This is a genomic window from Mycolicibacterium iranicum (assembly GCF_014190915.1).
GTDB classification, from domain to species: Bacteria; Actinomycetota; Actinomycetes; order Mycobacteriales; family Mycobacteriaceae; genus Mycobacterium; species Mycobacterium iranicum_B.
Genome location: NZ_JACHVU010000021.1, coordinates 25,178 through 41,413, shown reverse-complemented (window position 1 = coordinate 41,413; position 16,236 = coordinate 25,178). Strand labels below are relative to the sequence as shown.

At 67.8% G+C, this 16,236-nt stretch carries 15 protein-coding genes; 10 read left to right on the top strand and 5 right to left on the bottom strand.

All coding sequences use genetic code 11. The annotated features are described in order from the left end of the window. Window positions 1–101: 101 nt before the first annotated feature. From FHR72_RS25755 to FHR72_RS25740, 4 genes are all read left to right on the top strand, one after another. Complete coding sequence (locus FHR72_RS25755) at window positions 102–923, top strand: SDR family NAD(P)-dependent oxidoreductase (protein WP_183474266.1); 822 nt, start codon at window positions 102–104, stop codon at window positions 921–923. A 46-nt stretch (window positions 924–969) separates the two neighbouring features. Beyond that, entirely contained in the window at window positions 970–1,422 is a 453-nt protein-coding gene (locus FHR72_RS25750) for a hypothetical protein (protein WP_183474233.1), read from the top strand. 97 nt (window positions 1,423–1,519) lie between these two features. Next, on the top strand, window positions 1,520–3,529 hold the full coding sequence (locus FHR72_RS25745) for an SDR family oxidoreductase (RefSeq protein ID WP_183474230.1): 2,010 nt from the start codon (window positions 1,520–1,522) through the stop codon (window positions 3,527–3,529). Between the two features lie 5 nt (window positions 3,530–3,534). Continuing rightward, complete coding sequence (locus tag FHR72_RS25740) at window positions 3,535–4,557, top strand: nucleoside hydrolase (protein WP_183474262.1); 1,023 nt, start codon at window positions 3,535–3,537, stop codon at window positions 4,555–4,557. 59 nt (window positions 4,558–4,616) lie between these two features. Here FHR72_RS25740 and FHR72_RS25735 read toward each other — a convergent pair whose 3' ends face one another. The 3 genes from FHR72_RS25735 to FHR72_RS25725 all read right to left on the bottom strand — a co-directional run bounded on the left by FHR72_RS25735 (window position 4,617) and on the right by FHR72_RS25725 (window position 7,387). After that, window positions 4,617–5,039, bottom strand: coding sequence for an organic hydroperoxide resistance protein (locus FHR72_RS25735; protein WP_183474227.1), 423 nt, complete (start codon window positions 5,037–5,039; stop codon window positions 4,617–4,619). Window positions 5,040–5,121: 82 nt separating this feature from the next. Beyond that, window positions 5,122–6,684: a DNA polymerase Y family protein gene (locus FHR72_RS25730; protein ID WP_183474224.1), complete on the bottom strand. Its 1,563-nt coding sequence runs from the start codon at window positions 6,682–6,684 to the stop codon at window positions 5,122–5,124. A 1-nt stretch (window position 6,685) separates the two neighbouring features. Continuing rightward, window positions 6,686–7,387, bottom strand: a complete 702-nt coding sequence (locus FHR72_RS25725; protein ID WP_183474221.1) for a DnaE2-dependent mutagenesis accessory factor ImuA' — start codon at window positions 7,385–7,387, stop codon at window positions 6,686–6,688. 157 nt (window positions 7,388–7,544) lie between these two features. On the opposite strand from FHR72_RS25725, the gene FHR72_RS25720 reads away from it, so the two are divergent. Genes FHR72_RS25720 through FHR72_RS25695 form a run of 6 tightly spaced genes read left to right on the top strand, consistent with a single transcriptional unit; the run spans window position 7,545 to window position 13,252 of the window. After that, a complete protein-coding gene (locus tag FHR72_RS25720) occupies window positions 7,545–8,537 on the top strand; it encodes an alpha/beta hydrolase (protein ID WP_183474218.1) in 993 nt (330 codons plus the stop codon). Window positions 8,538–8,540: 3 nt separating this feature from the next. Further along, window positions 8,541–9,359 (top strand): SDR family NAD(P)-dependent oxidoreductase, encoded by an 819-nt coding sequence (locus tag FHR72_RS25715; RefSeq protein ID WP_183474215.1) that lies wholly within the window; start codon window positions 8,541–8,543, stop codon window positions 9,357–9,359. A gap of 8 nt (window positions 9,360–9,367) precedes the next feature. Beyond that, window positions 9,368–10,306 (top strand): ferritin-like domain-containing protein, encoded by a 939-nt coding sequence (locus FHR72_RS25710; RefSeq protein WP_183474212.1) that lies wholly within the window; start codon window positions 9,368–9,370, stop codon window positions 10,304–10,306. A gap of 3 nt (window positions 10,307–10,309) precedes the next feature. After that, window positions 10,310–11,812 carry a flavin-containing monooxygenase gene (locus FHR72_RS25705; RefSeq protein WP_183474209.1) on the top strand — a complete coding sequence of 501 codons (1,503 nt, stop codon included), beginning with the start codon at window positions 10,310–10,312 and terminating at the stop codon, window positions 11,810–11,812. Window positions 11,813–11,819: 7 nt separating this feature from the next. Further along, a complete protein-coding gene (locus FHR72_RS25700) occupies window positions 11,820–12,686 on the top strand; it encodes a MerR family transcriptional regulator (protein ID WP_183474206.1) in 867 nt (288 codons plus the stop codon). Between the two features lie 2 nt (window positions 12,687–12,688). After that, window positions 12,689–13,252 (top strand): TenA family protein, encoded by a 564-nt coding sequence (locus FHR72_RS25695; protein ID WP_183474203.1) that lies wholly within the window; start codon window positions 12,689–12,691, stop codon window positions 13,250–13,252. A gap of 1 nt (window position 13,253) precedes the next feature. Here the strand turns inward: FHR72_RS25695 and FHR72_RS25690 are convergent, their stop codons facing one another. After that, window positions 13,254–14,189: an alpha/beta hydrolase gene (locus FHR72_RS25690; RefSeq protein ID WP_183474200.1), complete on the bottom strand. Its 936-nt coding sequence runs from the start codon at window positions 14,187–14,189 to the stop codon at window positions 13,254–13,256. 325 nt (window positions 14,190–14,514) lie between these two features. Continuing rightward, window positions 14,515–16,074 (bottom strand): glutamine-hydrolyzing GMP synthase, encoded by a 1,560-nt coding sequence (guaA, locus tag FHR72_RS25685; protein ID WP_183474197.1) that lies wholly within the window; start codon window positions 16,072–16,074, stop codon window positions 14,515–14,517. Between the last annotated feature and the right edge of the window lie 162 nt (window positions 16,075–16,236).

Sequence of the window (16,236 nt, the reverse complement as noted above, 5' to 3'; positions counted from 1 at the left end):
GCGCCACGCTCGCGCCGCTCTGCACGCGAAGTTGGACAGCCGATGCCACAATCGGCGATCAATGCCGCAGAAAACTCGACAGGAGCCGTGTCGTGACCGCAATGTCCGCAGAGCCGCCCCTCCCACTCTCGCGCTACTCCGGACGACGCGTGCTCATCACCGGGGGCGGATCGGGCATCGGGCAGGCGTGCGTGCTTCGTATCCTCGGTGAAGGAGGCCACGTCGTCGCTGCCGACATCAGCAGTGAGGGACTCGCCGACACTGCCACCACAGCGACCGCTCACGGCGATCGCCTGACGACTGTCGTCATGGATATCAGCGACGAGGAGTCCGTCGCCGCGGGTGTGGCGGACGCTCTCAACACGTTGGGCGGCCTCGACACGTTGGTCAATGCCGCCGGGATACTGCGGTCGGCGCATCTCGCCCAGACGACGCTCGCCGACTTCGAGCAGGTTCTGCGTATCAATCTCATCGGAACGTTCCTCGTCACCCGCGAATGCATTGCCGCGCTGCACGAGGGCCGTCACGCCGCGGTGGTCAACTTCAGCTCCACCTCCGCGCATTTCGCCCACCCCTATATGGCCGCTTACGCAGCCTCCAAGGGAGGCGTGCTGTCGATGACCCATTCGTGGGCGATGGAATTTGCCAAGGCCGGCATTCGCTTCAATTCCGTTCAGCCGGGGTCGATCTCGTCCGGCATGACCGATGGCACCGGGTCCTCACGCCAAAGTATCGGGCCGGGCCTCCCCGAGGACTCGGATTACGCCCTGTTCGGCAAGGTGGCGCCGATGCTTCCCCTCGACGGCGGCGCGATCTTCGCCCCGCCGGATGCGGTGGCCGGTGTGGTCGCGATGTTGGGCAGCGATGATGCCTATTTCATGACAGGCACCGAGGTACGCATCGATGGTGGCTCGCACATGTGATGCGGGCTGTCACAGGATGGCGGTCACGCAAGTGGGGAGGCAGGCGATGAAGGTCGCGAATTCGCTGTGGGTGCTGTTCGCCGCTGCTGCGGTGACGACCTCCTTGGCATCGCCGTCACATGCCGCCCCGTTCTTTGCCAATTACTCGCTCCTCATTCAAGGGCGGTACGACTTTCATACCTGGACGTGGGCGGTGAGCTACTGCATCCCGGATGCACCGGACTGTCGACGCATCGACGCGATACCGATGCCCGTCGCAAAGGCCTTCGAGTACAGCGGCGACGCGCACCTCGCCGACGGTCGCTACACGCTGTCCGTCGACATTCCGGACGGAATGCGTTGCGGCAACGTCTATTACGGACCCGTCATTGCGACTCACGATGTCTACACCTGGGACGCGACCACGCTGCAAGGCACGCTGACATCAACATTTGCCGTGGGCTGCGACGGAGCGCCGGGCGGCACGTTGACCTACCCCTTCTCGCTGGTGCGGCTCTGAAACTGCGAAGGCAGCGTGGAGTCTGTCCTCACTGCGGGGAGATTGGACGGAGAATCCACAGTTGACCGGACTCCCGGGACGGGTGACCATAGCTCGCATGCGCTATGTCGTTACCGGCGGTACCGGGTTCATTGGCAGCCGGCTGGTCTCCACACTCCTCGACCGTCCCGACACCACCGCGGTCCATATCCTGGTGCGCCGCGGATCCCTCGCCAAGCTCGAGCACCGCGCGCAGCACTGGGACGAGCGGGTGCAGCCGCTGCCCGGCGACCTCACCGAGCCCGGTCTCGGCCTGTCCGACGCCGCGGTCGCCGACCTCGGTCCCGTCGGGCACGTCGTGCACTGCGGGGCCATCTACGACCTGACCGCACCCGAGGCCCCCCAGCGCGCCGCCAACGTCGAGGGGACCGCCGCGGTGATCGCGCTGGCTCAGCGGCTCGGCGCCACCCTGCACCACGTGTCGTCGATCGCCGTCGCAGGCACGCACCGGGGCGTCTTCACCGAGAACGACTTCGACCTCGGTCAGGACCTTCCGACCCCGTATCACCGCACCAAGTTCGAGGCCGAACGACTGGTCCGCGACGCAGCCGGGTTGCGGTACCGGATCTACCGCCCCGCGGTGGTGGTCGGCGACTCCCGCAGCGGCGAAATCGACAAGATCGACGGCCCCTACTACTTCTTCGGGCTGCTGGCCAAGCTGTCGGCGCTCCCCGGCTTCACACCGATGGTGCTGCCGGACACCGGGCGGACGAACATCGTGCCGGTCGATTTCGTGGTGGACGCGATGTCCGCACTCATGCACGCCGACGGCCGAGACGGACAGACGTTCCACCTGACCGCCCCGAGGACCGTCGGCCTGCGCGGGATCTACCGCGGCGTCGCACGCGCCGCCGGATTGCCCCCGCTGGTCGGGTCGCTGCCCCGGGCGGCTGCCGCACCGCTGCTGGCGGCCCGCGGGCGGGCGAAGGTCGTCCGTGACATGGCGGCCATCCAGTTCGGCATCCCGGCACAGGTTCTCGACGTCGTGGAGCTCGCGCCGACCTTGACCTGCGAGCACACCGACGAGGCACTTCGCGGCACCGGGATCGTGGTGCCGGAGTTCGCCTCGTATGCGCCCCGGCTGTGGCGGTACTGGGCCGCACACCTCGATCCGGACCGGTCGCGACGCGACGACCCGCAGGGGCCCCTCGTCGGAAAGCACGTCCTCATCACCGGCGCGTCCAGCGGAATCGGCCGCGCCTCGGCGATCGCCGTGGCCACACGGGGCGCCACCGTGTTCGCGCTGGCGCGCAACGCCGAGGCGCTCGACGAGCTGATCGAGGAGATCCGGCAGACCGGCGGCGACGCGCACGCGTTCCTGTGCGACGTGACCGACGCGGCTGCCGTCGAGCACACGATCGCCGACATCCTCGACCGCTTCGGCCACGTGGACTATCTGGTCAACAATGCGGGCCGCTCGATTCGACGCTCAGTCGTGGCGTCCACCGATCGGCTGCACGACTACGAACGGGTGATGGCGGTCAATTACTTCGGCCCGGTGCGCATGGTGCTGGCGCTGCTGCCCCACTGGCGCGAGCGCCGGTTCGGGCACGTCGTCAACGTCTCCAGCGCCGGCGTGCAGGCGGCCAGCCCGAAGTACAGTGCCTACGTCCCGAGCAAGGCAGCACTCGATGCGTTCTCCGAAGTGGTTGGCACCGAGACACTTTCGGATCACATCACGTTCACCAACATCCACATGCCGCTGGTGCGCACGCCGATGATCGCACCGTCCCGTAGGCTCAACCCGATGCCGCCGATCACCGCCGAATATGCCGCCGCGATGGTGGTCCGTGGGCTCGTCGACAAGCCCGCCCGTATCGACACCCCCGTCGGAACCCTGTCCGACATCGGGATGTACTTCACGCCGAGGCTCTCCCGGCGGGTGCTGCACCAGCTCTACCTGGGCTATCCCGATTCGCCTGCGGCACGCGGGATCGCCTCGGACCGTCCGGAGCCGGCGCCACCCTCGGCGCGCCGCACGAGACGACCCGGGCTGCCCGTTCCGTCGATGCGTGTCCCCCGCACCGTCAGGCACGCGGTGCGGCTCGTGCCCGGCGTGCACTGGTGACCGCGATGCGCGAACCGGTGTTCTTCGACGTGGACACCGGCGTGGACGATGCGATGGCGCTGGTGTACCTGTTCGGCAGCCCCGAGGCGGAACTGGTCGGTATCGCGTCGACCGCGGGAAACGTTGGCGTGCACGCTGTCTGCCGGAACAACCTGGCGCTTCTGGAGCTGTGCGGGATCAGTGGCGTACCGGTGTCCCGCGGTTCGGAGACCCCGCTGGTGGCTCCCCTGCGCACGGCCGAGGACACCCACGGACCCCAGGGCCTCGGCTACGCGCAGCTGCCGGCGCCGACCGCGGCACTCACCGAGCACGACGCCGCCGAGGCGTGGGTGCGGGCCGCACGCGCGCACCCCGGTGAGTTGATCGGGATCGCCACCGGACCGCTGACCAACCTCGCGTTGGCCATGCGTGCCGAACCCGCGCTGCCGCGGCTGTTGAAGCGGCTGGTCATCATGGGCGGCGCCTTCGACTACCGCGGCAACACCACGCCGGTGGCGGAATGGAACGTCAGCGTCGACCCGGAATCGGCCGCAGAGGTGTTCCGCGCGTGGAGTGACGCGGGCGCTGATCACCTGCCGATCGTGCTGGGTCTCAACCTCACCGAACACGCCGCGATGACGCCGGAGCTGTTGAGCAGGCTGGCCGAGGCGGCCGGATCGACCTCGCTTCCGATGTCGCTGCACGACGCGCGCGGCACCGTGTCCACGGCGTCCAATCCGCTGATCCGGGTGCTCGAAGGCGCGATGCGGTTCTACTTCGAATTTCACCACGACCAGGGCGAAGGCTATCTCGCGCACCTGCACGACCCACTGGCCGCCGCGGTCGCGCTCGACACCTCACTGGTGCAATGCCGCCCGGCGCCGGTCGACGTTGAACTCACCGGCACCCTGACCCGCGGGATGACCATCGCCGACTGGAGCCACCGTTGGGGACGAGAACCGAACGCGCTCATCGCCGTTCAGGTGGACCCCGCCGCGTTCTTCGACCACTTCATCGCCCGCGTCGGGGAATTTGCCCGCCGCCTATAAGGCTCAGTCGTCTGTGACGCTCAGCGCCACCTCAGTCGTCTGTGACGCTCAGCGCCACCTCAGTCGTCTGTGACGCTCAGCGCCACCTCGATATTGCCGCGCGTGGCGTTCGAGTACGGGCACACCTGGTGCGCCTTCTCCGTCAACTGTTTCGCCGTCTCGTGGTCGACGTTCGGGAGCGTCACCTCGAGCTCGACCGCGAGCCCGAAACCGCCGTTGTCGAGCGCACCCAGCGAAACCCGCGCTCCCACGGACGAATCCGAGACGTCGATCTTGTCCTGCCGGCCGATCAGACGCAGAGCGCTGTGGAAACACGCCGCGTAGCCCACCGCGAAAAGCTGCTCCGGATTCGTTCCTTTTCCGCTGCCACCCATTTCCTTGGGAGCCGCCAGATCGAGATCGAGGGTCCCGTCGGCCGTGCGGCCGTGCCCGTCACGTCCCTCCCCGGTGGCCAGAGCCTCAGCGGTATAGAGCGTTTTCATGCGTCTTCCTTCCTCGGTCAGAGTGGCCGAAGCCACGGTCTAACAGTAGGACGCGATTCAATTGTGCGCAATCAAAGTGTCATCACTCATAGATTCCCTCCAGGTACCACCTCCTCTGCCGGTAGCACAGCAGCATGGCCTGCGTGGCATCGAGCAGCACCTGGACCCGCGCCGTCCTGCCACTTTTCGACTGCGTGGGGTCCCACCATCGTTCGTCGACCGGCCACGGCCCCGCCCACCACGACAATCGGCCGGACCGCCCGGGAGCATGCAAACGGAACGGATCCGCCGAGAAAAGTCCCCGGCTGGTGACCCGTACCGGGTTTCCCTCGGCGTCGAACAGTTCGACCGGGTCGTCGAGCAGGACAGTCGGTGACGGCTCCGGCAACCGGCCCGGCCATGGCTGGTCCGGATTCGCCTGGGGCACAAGCTCATCTCCCAGGGAGGTCAAGGTGATCCGCTCGGCAGGCCCCCGCCCCCCACTGAGCACCGGAACCTTGACGGCGTCGGGGCCGAGCAGACCCTGCACGCGCACCAAGGCGCGCCGCGCCCGCAGCCGGTCCTCTTCACCGACGCCGCCCCACAGCGGCAACTGCAATGCTTCTGCCGAGATCACCTCGACGGGACGCAGACGCAATGTCGTGATCGGCGCGGCGGGACGATCGCCGGGGTTGCGCCTGTTCAGCCATCCGTCCAATTGCCAGCGGACCCGGTCGGCGGTGGCGTCCTCGGTCAGCGGCTCGGCGCACCTCCAGACACGTTCGAGCTCCTGACCATTGGCCGTGACGGCATGGATGGCCAGCCGGGTACAGCCCACACCTGCCGCCTCCAGGCTCCGGTGCAGCACGCTGGCCAGCGATCTGCCCGCGAAGGCAGCCGCGTCGACCCGGTCCACAGGCGGATCGCAGTTCATCACCGCGTCGAGCTCGGCCTCGGGTTCCCTCCCGGACGGACCCCGGGTTGGCTCTCCGCGGGCGATGCGGTGCGCCGCGACGGCATCGGCTCCGAAGCGGGACGACACATCGCTGCGGGACAACTCGGCGAACTGCCCGATCTTGCGGATCCCCATGCGCCACAACAGGTCCACCAGCTCTTCGCGGGTGGCGGGCGCGAGGCTGGGTTCGGTGGCCAGTTGCCGGATGGACAGACCCGCCAGGAACGGCGCATCACCACCGGCATCGACGATCCGGCCCGCCCTGGCCGCAAAGACGGCGGTGGGCAGCTGATCGGCGATGCCGACCTGGCATTCGGCGCCGGCCGCGGCCACGGCGTCGACGAGTCGCTCGGCGGCGGTCTGCTCGGACCCGAAGTACCGGGCGGCACCGCGGACCGACAACGCCAGCAGCCCGGGTCTCATCACTTCCGCACGGGGCACCAGATCATCCACGGCGACCGTCACGTTCTCGAAATGACGTGCGTCCCTGGCGGGATCGGCGGCGGCGACGTGCAGTTCGGGACAGCGGGCCTGCGACTCCCGACGCCTCAACCCCCTCCGCACCCCCACGGCCCGGGCCGCCGCCGAACACGCGATGACCCGGTTGGCCAGCGTGACCGCAACCGGCACCGTCGGCGGCAGCTCGGCCGCCGCGGCAGCCGCCACGGCGGGCCAATCCATGCACCAGAGCGCCAGTACCCTGCCTGCCATCTCATCCGCCCACGGCGCGCGCCGGGCGGCCGACGGAACGGCCCCGGGCCCGCATGGTCAACCGCACCCTGCTGATCCGTCCGCACCCCGGAGCCGGCGGCATCCCGTCGCGACCGCCTGCGATCTCGTATCCGCTGACGCGCGCGGCCAGCCGAGCGGACGCGCCCTGCCAGTCCCCGTCGGTCACGAGCAGCGTGCACCCCCGCTGCCGCGCCCGGGCCACCACTGCCCTGGCCCGGGTCGCCGGCACCGTTCGGCCTCCCAGTCCGAGGACCACGAGATCCATTCCGTCCATCAGCACCGCCGCCACCTCGACCGGGTCGGCACCCGGTTCGGGAATGACCGCGATCCTGCTCAGATCGGCGCCCATCTCGACGGCAGCCAACAGCCCGGTGTCGGGCTGGCCGATGATCGCGACGTGGCCGCCGTCGGCCGTCACCGCCGCGATCATGCTCAGCTGCAGCGATCGAGCCCCCGAAACGACCGCCACCGTTCCCCGGGGCAACGAATCCGGAAGCACTTCAGCCAGCGATTCGGGCACCGGCAGCAAAGAATCCGGCGTCGGCGAAGGCTCGGGAACCGGCGCAACGGCCCGACGACTTCCCCCCACCTTGCTGGGTACCGACGCGATCTGCTTGCGCAGCTGTTCTACCTGCTCAGCGCGCGTGACCGGACACCGATTCAGACCTTGTGGTGTCGTCACAACAGCACCTTTCACACCATCCGACACTTGCGTTATTCGAAACTTTGTTCGATGAAGCCAGTAAACACCCACCCACCGACAGCGTCAACAAGATGGACGGTGCCACCGCGCAATAGGGACATTGACAAATGTCATCATTGCGAGTTGTATCCGTCGGGTGCTCAACGACGAGTCGGCGCAGTCGGCGAAACGCGGTTCCTGGCGCTCCCGGGGAGCGGCCTATGTCAGCAGCCTGACCTTGCGACAGATCAGCAGCGTGCTTCCACCCGACCAGGCGTGGGGCCTGTGGACCTCCCGCCAGATCGTCGCCCGCATCATGGACACCTTCGGCCCGTCCCTGGCCAACACCAAGGCTGTCCGGGTCGACACCACCACCCCCGACGGCCGACGCGTCATCGGCGAGTGGGTGTACGGGGCCGGCGTGTCCCGCACAGCGACAGACCGCGCGATCTACTTCGTCCACGGCAGCGGCTTCGTCCTGTGCTCACCCCGCACCCACCGGCGACTCACGGCATGGCTGTCACAACTCACCGGACTGCCTGTCTTCAGCATCGACTACCGACTGGCCCCGAAGCACCGATTCCCCACCGCCGCAGACGATGTCCGCAACGGCTGGGACTGGCTCACGGAACGGTGCGGTATCGCCCCCGACCAGATCGTGGTGGCCGGAGACTCGGCCGGCGGACATCTCGCCGTCGACCTCCTGCTGCAGCCCGACGTCCGTCACCCGGCCGGCCTCGTGCTGATGTCCCCGCTGGTGGATCTGACCTTCGGCTTGGCCCGATCCCGCGAGAAGGACCGCCCCGACCCCGCCATCCGTTCCCGCGATGCCGCTCGACTCATCCAGTTATACTGCACCGGAACAGAATCCGGTCACCCGCGGCTGCGGCTCGACGTGGCCGGTGGACGGACGCTGCCGCCCACACTGATCCAGGCCGGCGGTGCGGAGATGCTCGCCGCCGATGCCCTCGCCCTCGCCGAGGATCTCGGAAGTTCCGGCACCCCGTGCGAACTCCAGATCTGGCCCGACCAGGTGCATGTCTTCCAGGCGCTGCCGCGACTCACCCCGGAAGCCACCCCCGCGATGCAGAAGATCGCCGGCTTCGTCGCCGACGCCCTGCGCTCACACGACATCGAACAGGCGGGCTGACCCATGTGGCCCTTCGGGACGAAACGCTCCCAGGACGCCGACGCGGTCGTCACCGGCGCAGGCAGTGGCATCGGCGCCGCGTTCGCGATCGAGCTGGCACGTCGAGGCGGACGGGTGGTGTGCAGCGACATCGACCTCGACGCCGCCAAGGCCACGGCCGACGAGATCGGCGCTGCGGCACTCCCCCTGCGCTGCGACGTCACCGATGTCGACGAGATGTATCGCCTTGCCGACGAGGCACAGTCGTGGTTCGGGGGCCCACCGTCACTCGTCATCAACAACGCCGGTGTCGGCGCCGGCGGGGCCGTCATCGGCGACGCGGAGCTCGGCGACTGGCGCTGGGTCCTGGACATCAACCTGTGGGGACCGATCCACGGCTGCCACGTGTTCGCACCCCTCCTGCGGGAAGCCGGTCGTCCGGCAGGCATCATCAACGTCGCATCCGCCGCCGCGTTCGGCGCCGCCCCGGGCATGGCCGCCTACAACGTCAGCAAGGCAGGCACCCTGTCGCTGTCGGAGACACTGGCCGCCGAGCTGGCGGGCACCGGCATCACCGTGACGGTGCTGTGCCCGACCTTCGTGAAGACCAACATCGTCAGTTCCGGTCGGATCCCGGCCCAGACGACCCAACTGGCCGACCGGCTCATGCGGATCACCGGATTCCCGGCCGACCGCGTCGCGCGAACGTGTCTGGACACCCTCGACCGCGGCGGTCTCTACTGCATGCCGAATCCCGAAGCCCGGATCGGTTGGGGGATCAAGCGTTTCACCCCGACGGTGTACACCCGCGCCGCGGGTCTCGCCACCCGCATCACCACCTAGGAGGACCTGTGGCCATCGACATGGACATCATGCTGGCGAAGATCAAGGACCGGCAGTGGGCCCTGGCCGACATCGACTGGGACGCCCCCGGCGCCGAGAAGATCACCGACGAGCAGCGGCCGAAGCTCAAGGCCTTCATGGCCGACCTCTGCTGGATCGAGAACATCGGCGCCCGCGGCTTCGCGGCACTGGCCAAGAAGGCGCCCACCCCGACGATCGCCGAGATCTACCGCTACTTCCACGCCGAGGAGCAGCGGCACGCGAATGCCGAACTGGCGTTGATGAAGCGGTGGGGCATGCTCGACACCGACGAGAGCGGAGCGACTGTCGAGATGCCTGAACCCAACGTCAACATCCGGCTGGCCATGGACTGGCTGGACACCTATGCCGACGACATGTCTCTGTCGATTCTGGGCACCGTGATCCCGATGCTGGAGGTGGCCCTGGACGGTGCGCTGCTGAAGTTCCTGCTCGAAGAGGTCGACGACCCGGTGTGCCATCAGGTCTTCGAGAAGATCAACAACGACGAATCACGGCACATCGCTGTCGATTTCGAGGTGCTGAACATGATCGGGCACGCCGATCTCCGGCGGCTGGCCATCGAGTTCATCGGCAGCGTGGCGACCCCCGGCCTGATCCTCGGTGCCATCATGTACATCCCGCTGCTCAACCGCATCCGCAACGAGATCGTCGGCATGGGTCTGGAACCCGAACGACTCTACAACGCGGTCAAGCGCTTTCAGACCCTCGGTGAACGCGGTGAGTTCACCCACCGGGTGCCTACCTACCGGGTGCTGCGCCGGCATGCGGCGATGGTCGTCAAACCCCGCCACCCCTACCATCTGCTGGCCAACACGATGGTGCGGGCATCGGAGCTGTATCCGAAGGCGTTGTTGAAGCCGATCCCGAGCTGGTTCAAGGAACTGACCCACGAGCCGGCGGCCTGACCCGTGACCGATCCTCAGCACGTCCACGAAACCCTCATCGTCGGCGCCGGATTCACCGGGCTCGGCACCGCCATCAAGCTCCGGGAAGCCGGGATCGACGACATCGTCATCGTCGAACGCGGCGACCGGGTCGGCGGGACCTGGCGCGACAACACCTATCCCGGTGTCGCCTGCGACATCCCGTCGCTGCTCTACTCGTTCTCCTTCGCCAAGAACGCGTCATGGTCGCGGGCCTATCCGTCCGGTCGTGAGATCTGCGACCACATCGAGGCTCTGACCGACGACCACGGGCTGCGCCCGCTCATCCGGTTCGGCACCGAGGTCAGCGGCCTGAGCTTCGACGAGTACGCCGGCGTGTGGACCGCGACGACGGCGGAGGGCACACACCTGCTGGCACGGACCGTGGTGCTGGCCTCGGGACCACTGGCCGATCACAAGCTCCCCGACATCCGGGGTGTCGACACCTACGAGGGTCACACGATCCACAGCGCGGACTGGGACCACGACTACGACTTCACCGGCAAGCGGGTCGCGGTCATCGGTACCGGAGCAAGCGCAGTGCAGATCGTCCCCGAGTTGGTCAAGACGGCCGCCTTCGTGAAGGTCTTCCAGCGGACCCCCGGCTGGGTGCTCCCCCGCCTCGACGTCCCGATGCCGGCAGCGGTGCAGACACTGTTCGCCAAAATGCCTGTCACACAGGAGATTGCCCGCCAGGCGCTGTACTGGGGCCACGAAGCCACCGCGACGGCACTGGTGTGGAAATCGCCGCTGTCGGGACTGGTCGCCCGTCTCGGCAGGTCGCATCTGCGCGCGCAGGTCAAGGATCCGTGGATGCGGCGTCAGCTGACCCCCGACTTCACCCCGGGTTGCAAGCGCATGTTGATGTCCAGCGAGTACTACCCGGCGCTGCAGCGGGAGAACTGCAAGCTGATCGACTGGCCGATCGCGACGCTGAGCCCGGTCGGAATCCGGACCAGCGACGGCGTCGAGCACCATCTCGACGCGATCGTGTTCGCCACCGGCTACGACGTCCATCTGTCGGGGCCGCCGTTTCCGGTCACCGGGCTGGGCGGCCGGTCACTGCAGCAGGAATGGGCCGACCATGCCGAGGCGTACAAGAGCGCGAGCGCCCACGGCTATCCGAACCTGTTCTTCATGACCGGGCCCAACTCGGGACCGGGACACAACTCGCTGCTGGTGTACGTCGAGGGGCAGATCGACTACGCGGTCACCGCCATCACGACGATCGTGCACCAGAATCTGCGCTACCTCGACGTGCGCGCCGACGTCCAGGCCAGGTACAACGACAAGCTGCAGGAACGGCTGACCAGGACGACCTGGATGTCGGGCTGCAACAGCTGGTATTTGACGGCCGACGGATTCAACGCCTCGATGTACCCGGGTTTCGCGACCCAGTATCTTCGACAGATGCGACGGATTCGGTTCGAGGACTTCGACGCGGTGGCGCACGACGCGTCGCCGCGGGTCGCGACGTCGACGGCCTGAGGACGACATGTCCGGTCCCATCCCGACGATCCTGCGCAGGATCCGCCGCGGTTCGCGCGATGTGATCGAGAATGCGGTGTCCCAGCTGTTCGACGCCGCGGTGCAACCGCACGGGTCGGCCGAATCGGGTGAGTACCGGATCGACGAACTGGCCAGGCTGGCGGGCACCACGACGCGCAACATCCGCGTGTACCGCGACCGCGGTCTGCTGCATCCGCCGCTTCGGGTCGGGCGGATCGCGCTGTTCAACGACACGCACCTGACCCGGCTGCGCCTGATCACGTCGATGCTCGATCGCGGCTACAACATCGCCCACGTCAACGAGATGCTGTCGGCCTGGGAGCAGGGCAAGGACCTCGGCGACATGCTGGGTCTCGAGTCGGCGATCGCGGGCAGCTGGGCCACCGAGAAGCCGCAGCGGATGACGCTCGCCCAGGCGCACCGGTTGATCGACGACCCGGCCGGGTTCGACCGCATGGTCGGCCTCGGCATCATTCGGATCGAGGACGACGAGCACGCCACCATCGTGCGGCCCACCCTGGTGGAGGCCTTCACCGAGATCCGGCAGTACGGCGTGGCTCTCGACAAACTCATCGATGTCCACGTCGAGGTGGGTCCTCTGCTCGACCGGATCAGCGAGATCCTGGTCCAAGCCGGCCTGGACGCCGTCATCGACAAGATCAACCCCGGCGCGGCCGTGCCCGACGATGTCGAGGTCGCCGAGCTGATCACCACGTTGGTCCGATTCCGCACCCAGGCGGTGTCCGCGGTCGGGGCGACCTTGGCGTTCTCGATCGAGTCGGCCGTCGAATCCACGGTCGCGCAGTTGCTCGGTGATCTGATCACCAAGAGCGCAGAGGCCGCCGGGGAGTGACCGTGCTCGATGAATTGTGGTCTGCTGCCACCCGGCATCGCTTTCTGATCGCCGTGCGTGACGGCACCCTCAGCGACGCGGATTTCGACAGATGGCTGGCACAGGATGCGATCTTCGTCGCCGACCTGCTGGCATTCCAGGCGCGGCTGCTCGCCCGCGCACCGCGTCCTGCCCACTCGGCGCTGGTCGGTGGATGCGCCGCCCTGGTGTCCGAGCTGGACTGGTTCGAGGACCAGGCGGCTCATCGCGGGATCGACATGGACCAGCCGCCGCTGCCGGCGACACTGGCGTATCGCCAACTCCTGCAACGACTTGACGCCGCCCCCTACCACACGGCGGTCACCGCGCTCTGGGTCGTCGAACGGGTCTACCTACTCGCGTGGTCCACGGCGGCCTCCGAGTCATCGCCGTACCGTGAGTTCGTCGAGCACTGGACCGTCCCGGAATTCGCCGCATACGTCGAACTTCTCGGCGAACTGGCGACGCCTGAGGGTCAGGACGACGTGATAGCCGAGGTCCTCAGGAGCGAGATCGCCTTCTGGGACATGGCCCTCCCGGGCGCCTGAGTCAGACGCCCAGCGCCGGACCGATCGTGGTGTTCCACGATTCCTGCATCTCCGACTCGAACAGACCCCACGTGTGCGAACCGTCGGGTCGCACCACGTAGGTGACCGGAACGCCCGCTGCCGCAGCCCTGTCGGCGAACACCCGGGTGCTGTCGGCGACGATGCGCTCGATGAAGCCCCCGGTGATGTTCGGTCCGAAATTCGGAGGCAGACGGTCGACGGAACCGATGTTGCCCGACGCGGACGCCGCGACGTAAATGGCGACACCGCGCAGCTTTTCGACGTTCTTCGACGGGTCGTGGGCCACCCACAGCGGCCCGCCCTGCGGCCCCCACATCGCGTCGGCGCTGGCGCCGCCGCTGGACAGCGTCAGGGCGACCTGCCCGGCGTTGTCGGAGGGGGTGAGGAAGCCGCTGTAGGAGCCGACACCCTGGTACATGCCGGGCATCTGGACCGCGTAGTCGAGTGCCGTGCCCCCGGTGCTGGAGAGCCCACCGACACCGTTCTTGCCGTTGGTGTCGTACTCCTCGTTGATCAGCGGGGGCAGTTCCTGGGTCATGTAGGTCTGGTACTGCTTGCTGGGATCGGCGACCCAGTTCGTGTACCAGCTGTAGGGGCCGCCGAGCGGCGACACGACGTTGACGTTCTTGTCGGCGAAAAAGCCTTGGATGTCGGTCATCCCGAACCAGCTCTTGCCACCGGGGGCGATCCCGCCGCCGGCCAGGTCGTCGCCGCCGTCGATGCCGGGCAGAAGATAGAAGGTCGGGGCACCCGGCTTGGCCGCCTTGTACACGTCGTTGACGACGACCTTGTTCATCGACGGGGAGAACACCGACACCTTGTCCCACCGCTCGTTGACGTGCTCGATGCCGGTGATGTGCGCGCCCTGAGGTTGTGCCGACGCGGCCGGGCCGACATGCACTGTCAGGAAACTCAATACAGAAGCCAACACAACAGCAAGCGCGATTCTCCAGCGCGTCGGGCTGATCATCGGCTGATTATGTAGTCAAAGAAAATTTTCAGCAAGCCTTTGCGCCTGACTGCCATTTCAGCGTTTCGCCGGGACTCAGCGGCGCGGCGGCCAGATTCAGTGCGCCTGCACCGGTTTCCGCAGCAAAACTACGGTCCGAAGTGCCACGTCCACCGCGGCGACGGGTCGGCAAACGAGTTTGCTAGCCCGGGGTGTCGCCCTGGGCGCGGAATCCCATGCCAGCCACCGGCATCCAGGGTCAACGCCCCGGGGTGCTCAGCAATCGGGGCGGTCACTCCCACTCGATCGTGCCCGGTGGCTTGCTGGTGATGTCGAGCACCACCCTGTTCACCTCGGGCACCTCATTGGTGATCCGTGTCGAGATGCGTTCCAGCACTTCGTAAGGCACCCGCGTCCAATCGGCCGTCATGGCGTCCTCGCTCGACACCGGCCGCAGCACGATCGGATGGCCGTACGTGCGGCCGTCGCCCTGCACACCGACCGATCGCACGTCGGCCAGCAGCACCACCGGGCACTGCCAGATCTGGTGATCCAGGCCGGCCGCCGTGAGTTCCTCGCGCGCAATCGCATCCGCGCGGCGCAGCGTGTCGAGCCGGTCGGCGGTGACCTCGCCGACGATCCTGATGCCCAGGCCCGGACCCGGGAACGGCTGGCGCGCAACGATTTCCTCAGGCAGACCGAGCTCGCGCCCGACTGCCCGGACCTCGTCCTTGAACAGCAGACGCAGCGGCTCGACAAGCGCGAACTTCAGGTCGTCGGGCAGGCCGCCGACGTTGTGGTGGCTCTTGATGTTGGCGGTTCCCGAACCCCCGCCCGATTCGACCACGTCGGGATAGAGGGTCCCCTGGACCAGGAACTCGACCTCGCCGTCGACCACGCCGAGGGCATCGCGCACCGCGCCCTCGAACGCGCGGATGAACTCGCGACCGATGATCTTCCTCTTGCCCTCGGGGTTCGTGACCCCCGACAACGCCTCCAGGAACCGATCGGCGACGTCGACGGTCACCAGCTTGGCGCCGGTCGCGGCGACGAAATCCCGCTGAACCTGTGCGCGCTCACCGGCGCGCAGCAGTCCGTGGTCGACGAAGACACAGGTGAGCCGGTCGCCGATGGCGCGCTGCACCAGCGCCGCGGCCACCGCCGAGTCCACGCCGCCGGAGAGTCCGCAGATCGCACGCCCCTCGCCGATCTGCGTGCGTACCTGCTCGACCAGGGCGTCGGCGATGTTGGCAGGTGTCCAGGCGGCGTCAATCCCGGCGAACTCGTGCAGGAAGCGACTCAGCACCTGCTGCCCGTGCGGACTGTGCATGACCTCGGGGTGGTACTGCACACCGGCCAGCCGGCGGCCCCGGTTCTCGAACGCCGCGACGGGCGCACCGGCGCTGCTGGCCACGACCTCGAACCCCTCCGGGGCCTCGGTCACCGCGTCGCCGTGGCTCATCCACACCGGCTGGATGCCGGGAAGATCGGAATGCAATTCGCCGCCAGCGACATTCAGCTCGGTGCGGCCGTACTCGCTGGTGCCGGTGTGGGCGACGGTGCCGCCGAGCGCCTGGGCCATCGCCTGGAAGCCGTAGCAGATGCCGAACACGGGGACGTCGAGATCGAACAGTGCGGGGTCGAGCCGCGGGGCGCCGTCGGCGTAGACACTCGACGGTCCGCCCGACAGGACGACGGCCCGCGGATTGCGCGCCCTGATCTCCTCGACGCTCGCGGTGTGGGGGATGACCTCTGAGAACACCCGCGCCTCGCGGACCCGCCGGGCGATCAGCTGCGCATACTGCGCGCCGAAGTCGACGACCAACACGGGACGGGGAGCTGCAGATTCCACCGGGTCAGTGTAGTGAAGGTCGTCGGGCAACGTGATCGCCGGAGCGCCCCCGATTCGGCGAACCCCCTTGCCGCCGATTTACCCCAGCGCTACCGGCGACCACATTGGCTCCCCCGAGCACTGGCCACGCTATCGGCCGGGTGCCGGACTGTCTGTCGGCCG

Bases quoted from the DNA above. Each gene is read 5' to 3' on its own strand.
- FHR72_RS25750 (WP_183474233.1), top strand. From the start codon at position 970: ATGAAGGTCGCGAATTCGCTGTGGGTGCTGTTCGCCGCTGCTGCGGTG.
- FHR72_RS25700 (WP_183474206.1), top strand. From the start codon at position 11,820: ATGTCCGGTCCCATCCCGACGATCCTGCGCAGGATCCGCCGCGGTTCG.
- FHR72_RS25745 (WP_183474230.1), top strand. From the start codon at position 1,520: ATGCGCTATGTCGTTACCGGCGGTACCGGGTTCATTGGCAGCCGGCTG.
- FHR72_RS25740 (WP_183474262.1), top strand. From the start codon at position 3,535: ATGCGCGAACCGGTGTTCTTCGACGTGGACACCGGCGTGGACGATGCG.
- FHR72_RS25730 (WP_183474224.1), bottom strand. From the start codon at position 6,684: ATGGCAGGCAGGGTACTGGCGCTCTGGTGCATGGATTGGCCCGCCGTG.
- FHR72_RS25715 (WP_183474215.1), top strand. From the start codon at position 8,541: ATGTGGCCCTTCGGGACGAAACGCTCCCAGGACGCCGACGCGGTCGTC.
- FHR72_RS25755 (WP_183474266.1), top strand. From the start codon at position 102: ATGTCCGCAGAGCCGCCCCTCCCACTCTCGCGCTACTCCGGACGACGC.
- FHR72_RS25735 (WP_183474227.1), bottom strand. From the start codon at position 5,039: ATGAAAACGCTCTATACCGCTGAGGCTCTGGCCACCGGGGAGGGACGT.